Raw genomic sequence first — 4557 nt, 5'->3', positions numbered from 1 at the left:
CGCGCAGGCAGGACAACAGCATGATCGAGAATCTTGCGACCGCGTCGGGATCGCTGCCCGGCCTTGTCCAGCGGCTGACATGGCGCACCACGTCATGGTTGGAGAACGCCCAGCAGACCCAGCCGTCGGAAACGGCCGCTTCGAAGGCTTCGACGCAGCCACGCACATGCGCGGCCGAGAACTGCGGACCGAGCAGGTCGAAGGTGTAACACATATGCAGCTTGTCGCCGCCTGACGTGTAGGCGGCGAGCGTCTGCAGCGAGCGGCCTTCATCACCGATTTCGCCGACCGCGGCGCGGTCGTCATATTCATCGAGCAGCGTCCTGAAGCGGCGCAGGAACGCCAGGTTTTCCGGCTGCGTCTTGTCGAACAGATGCTCCTGGTAGAGGTAGGTGTTGGTCTCGCTGTTAGTGCCGGCGACGCTCGACGCCAGGGGCGGATTGCTGCGCAGCCAGCGGTCATGGACATAGTAATTGACCGTATCGAGCCGGAAACCGTCGACGCCCCGCTCCAGCCAGAAGCGCACCGTGTCGAGAAGCGCGTCCTGGACCTCCGGGTTGTGGAAATTCAGGTCGGGCTGCGAGGCTAGGAAGTTGTGCATGTAGTATTGCCGGCGGGTCGAATCCCATTCCCAGGCCGGGCCACCGAACACCGAGAGCCAGTTGTTGGGCGCGCCGCCATCGGGCTTGGTATCGGCCCAGACATACCAGTCCGACTTGGGGTTATCGCGGCTGGCGCGGCTTTCGACAAACCAGTCGTGCTTGTCGGACGAATGCGACAGCACCTGGTCGATGACGATCTTCAGGCCGAGACGATGCGCCTCGGCGACCAGCGCATCGAAATCTTCGAGCGTGCCGAACACCGGATCGACATCGCAGTAATCCGACACGTCGTAGCCCATATCGGCCATCGGCGACTTGAAGAAAGGCGACAGCCAGACGGCGTCGACACCAAGCGAGGCGACATGGGCGAGCCTCGACGTGATACCCGCGAGATCGCCGCTGCCGTTGCCGGTCGTGTCCTGGTAGGAGCGCGGATAGATCTGGTAGATGACGCAACCGCGCCACCATCCGGTCTTGTCACTCGCCGCCATCGCGCTTCTCCCCTGTGCCGGCTTGCGCTCGTTCGATCATGAAGATCACCGCCCGTCCCGATATCGGTCGCGAGCTGTCCGCCGCATCCGGCGCTTCGATGGCTGGAGCCCAGAAGAATCCGTCTCGCTCAGGCAAGGTGAACATGCAGGCCCGGCGATCGCCGTTGATAAGCACCGCAAGACGGCGGTCATCCTCGGCGGCCAGGATCATGACCAGGCGGTACCGCTGCGGATCCTGCCAGCTCTGTTCGTCGAGCGGCGCGCCTGTCTCGGTCAGCCATGCGACGTCCGGTATCTCCGAACCTGCCGGTGGCTGGCCAGTGAGGAAGCTTGTGTCGGAAAGCGCCGGCATCGACCGGCGCAGCCTCGAGAGTTCCGCCGTGTAGCGCTCCAGCGCCTGGTCGCGGCCGGCCCAGTCGAGCCAGGTGATCTCGTTGTCCTGCGCATAGGCGTTGTTGTTGCCCTGCTGGGTACGGCCGAACTCGTCGCCTGCGGTCAGCATGATGGTGCCGCGCGAGGCAAACAGCGTGGCGAGCAGCGCGCACTGATCGTTCTGGCGAGACTCCCATACGGCCGGATCGTCCGCATCCCCTTCGACGCCGCTGTTCCAGGACAGGTTTTCATTGTGACCGTCGCGGTTCTGCTCGCCATTGGCTTCGTTGTGCTTGCGCTCGTAGCGCACGATATCGGCGAGCGTCATTCCGTCATGGGCGGCGATGAAATTGACGGTCCGACTGGCGTTTTGCCTGTTCGTTGCGAACACATCGGACGAACCGGCAAGCCGGGTCGCCAGCGCACCGACCATGCCGGCGTCGCCGCGCCAGAAGCGCCTGACGTCATCGCGATACTTGTCGTTCCATTCGAGGAATGGCGGCGGAAAATTACCGAGCTGATAGCCGTCGGAACCGATGTCCCACGGCTCGGCGATCAACACCCGATCGGCCAGCAGCGGGTCGTCGCGCATCGCTCTCAGCATCGGCGCCTCGGCATCGAATGTTCCTTCAACCCTGCCCAGAATTGGCGCCAGGTCGAAGCGGAAGCCGTCGACGCCGGCATCCCTGACGAAATGGCTAAGCGTGTCGAGGACCATCTCCTGGACGACAGGATGATCGCAAGCGACCGTGTTGCCGGTGCCGGTATCGTTGGCCAGCCCGCCGTCTGATGAGTGCCGGTAGTAGGCCTGGTTGTCCAGGCCGCGCAGCGACAACGTCGGGCCAAGCCAGTCGCTCTCGCCGGTGTGGTTGAAGACGAGGTCGAGGATGACGCCGATGCCAGCCTCTCGCAGCACGGCGACCGTGTTTCGCAACTCCATGATGCCGCCTGGCGCCAAACGCGGATCGAGGGCCATGAAAGTCACGGGATTGTAGCCCCAGGCGTTGCGCAGCCCGAGCGGCGGCAAATGTCGCTCGTCGATCGACGCGGTCACCGGCATCAGTTCGACCGCGTCAACCCCCAGTTCTTTCAGATGCTCGATAACCGCCGGGTGAGCAAGTGCGGCGACTGTTCCGCGCAATTTTTCGGGAATGTCCGGATGCAGCATGGTGAAGGCGCGCACCGGCACTTCGTAAATAAGGCCGCCCGGCTGGAATAGCGGCGGGGCAGCCTGCACCGGCTTCGGCAGCGCAGCGGCAATCGCCTTCGGCATCAGCGGCGCGGTATCGGCGCCCTCGCCCCGGCGCTGGGCCAGCCGCCAGTCATAGACATAGGACCTGTCGATCTCGACGGCATATGGATCGGTCAGGAGCTTGGCGGGATCGAACCACAGTCCGCGTTCCGGCGCGTAGTCGCCATCGGCGCGAAAGCCGTAGCGGATGCCCTGGCCAAGGCCCGCAATGAACAGCGCATGGACGCCCTCACCTTCCGGCTGCAGTTCGAGCCGTTCGATTTCCCGGTTGCCCTGCTCGTCGAAGATCGAGACCCAAAGCCGACGGGCCGCCTGCGACCAAGCGGCAAAGCGGATGCCTTCGCGGGTGACGGTGGCGCCGAGCTGGGTCATGCAGTCTCCCCCTTCGCCCCTTGTGGGAGAAGGTGTCGCCGAAGGCGACGGATGAGGGGTGTTCCAGCTTGGCAAGGACAGCGATCCTTCGCGCACCCCTCAATCGTCTCGGCGCTACGCGCCGATCCACCGCCCTGGGGCGAGCCACGGGTCTCGCCCCGTCCTTCGAACCCCACAAGGGGAGAAGGGAAAGCGCGAACCGCCACCCTCAAGTAATCACGCTTGGCTTGGGGCGGCCGGTATGGCTGTGAATCCCGGCAATATCATCGGCTGCGGCTATCAGATCGGCAAGGGCGGCCTGGGTGTCGAGGTCGTGCCTCGATTTGTCCGGCTCGTAACGTTCGATGTAGACGCGCAGCGTCGCGCCCGACGTGCCGGTGCCGGAGAGGCGGAAGACGACCCGCGAACCACCTTCGAACAGCACCCTGATGCCCTGATGCTCGCTGATCGAACCGTCGACCGGATCGCGATAGGCAAAATCGTCCGCGCTGGCGATTTTCATGCCGCGCACGCTGGTACCCGGCAGCGCGCCGAGCTTGGCGCGCAGTTCGTCGACCAATGCGTTGGCGCGGTCGCTCTCAACCTCTTCATAATCGTGCCGCGAATAGTAGTTGCGACCGTAGGTCGCCCAGTGCTCAGTGACGATCTGCTTGCAGCTTTCGCCGCGCGCGGCAAGGATGTTGAGCCACAAAAGCACCGCCCATAGGCCGTCCTTTTCGCGGACATGGTTGGAGCCGGTGCCCGCACTCTCCTCGCCGCAGATCGTCGCCATGTCGGCATCCAGCAGATTGCCGAAGAACTTCCAGCCGGTCGGCGTCTCATAGAGGGCGATGCCGAGTTTTTCAGCGACGCGGTCGGCAGCGCCACTGGTCGGCATCGAGCGGGCGATGCCCTTCAAACCGGCCTTGTAGCCGGGCGCCAGGCGGGCATTGGCGGCGAGCATGGCAACTGAATCCGACGGGGTAACGAAAATGCCCTTGCCGATGATCAGATTGCGGTCGCCGTCGCCATCCGAGGCAGCGCCGAAATCCGGCGCGTCCGGTCCCATCATCTCGTCATAGAGGTGCTTGGCATGGACGAGGTTCGGATCCGGGTGATGGCCGCCGAAATCCGGCAGCGGCTTGAAATTGCGGCAGGTGCCGTTGGGCGCGCCGAGCCGATTTTCCAGGATCTCCTTGGCGTAGGGGCCGGTCACCGCGTGCATGGCGTCGAAGCGCATGCGGAAGCCGGATTTGAACAGTTTGCGCAGGGCATCGAAATCGAACAGGCTTTCCATCAGTTCGGCATAGTCGGCGACCGGGTCGATGATCTCGACCGTCATGCCGGCGGCCTTGACCGTGCCTGTTGTGTCGATGTCGATCGGATCGATATCGGCGATCTTGAAGCTTGAGATCGTCTTGGTTTTCTCGAACATCGCGTCGGTCAGCTTTTCGGGCGCCGGGCCGCCATTGCCGGCATTGTACTTGAT

3 protein-coding genes are annotated in these 4557 nt (G+C 63.9%); all 3 read right to left on the bottom strand.

All coding sequences use genetic code 11. The annotated features are described in order from the left end of the window. Positions 1-1093: alpha-amylase family glycosyl hydrolase (locus EN749_RS31125; RefSeq protein WP_128364593.1), on the bottom strand; the 1093-nt coding region annotated here is incomplete at its 3' end. Next, positions 1080-3089, bottom strand: a complete 2010-nt coding sequence (gene glgX, locus EN749_RS31120; protein ID WP_127810958.1) for a glycogen debranching protein GlgX — start codon at positions 3087-3089, stop codon at positions 1080-1082. The genes EN749_RS31125 and glgX, both read right to left, overlap by 14 nt. A 208-nt stretch (positions 3090-3297) precedes the next feature. Then, a partial coding sequence (locus tag EN749_RS31115) for an alpha-D-glucose phosphate-specific phosphoglucomutase (RefSeq protein ID WP_128364592.1) occupies positions 3298-4557 on the bottom strand: 1260 nt, incomplete at its 5' end.

Origin of the sequence: Mesorhizobium sp. M7A.F.Ca.ET.027.02.1.1 (assembly GCF_004022985.1) — a bacterium.
Taxonomy (GTDB): domain Bacteria; phylum Pseudomonadota; class Alphaproteobacteria; order Rhizobiales; family Rhizobiaceae; genus Mesorhizobium.
This window is presented reverse-complemented; position numbering and strand designations above follow the sequence as displayed.

What these genes read in the sequence shown, in the direction of transcription:
- glgX (WP_127810958.1), bottom strand. Translation starts at nt 3,089, where the DNA reads ATGACCCAGCTCGGCGCCACCGTCACCCGCGAAGGCATCCGCTTTGCC.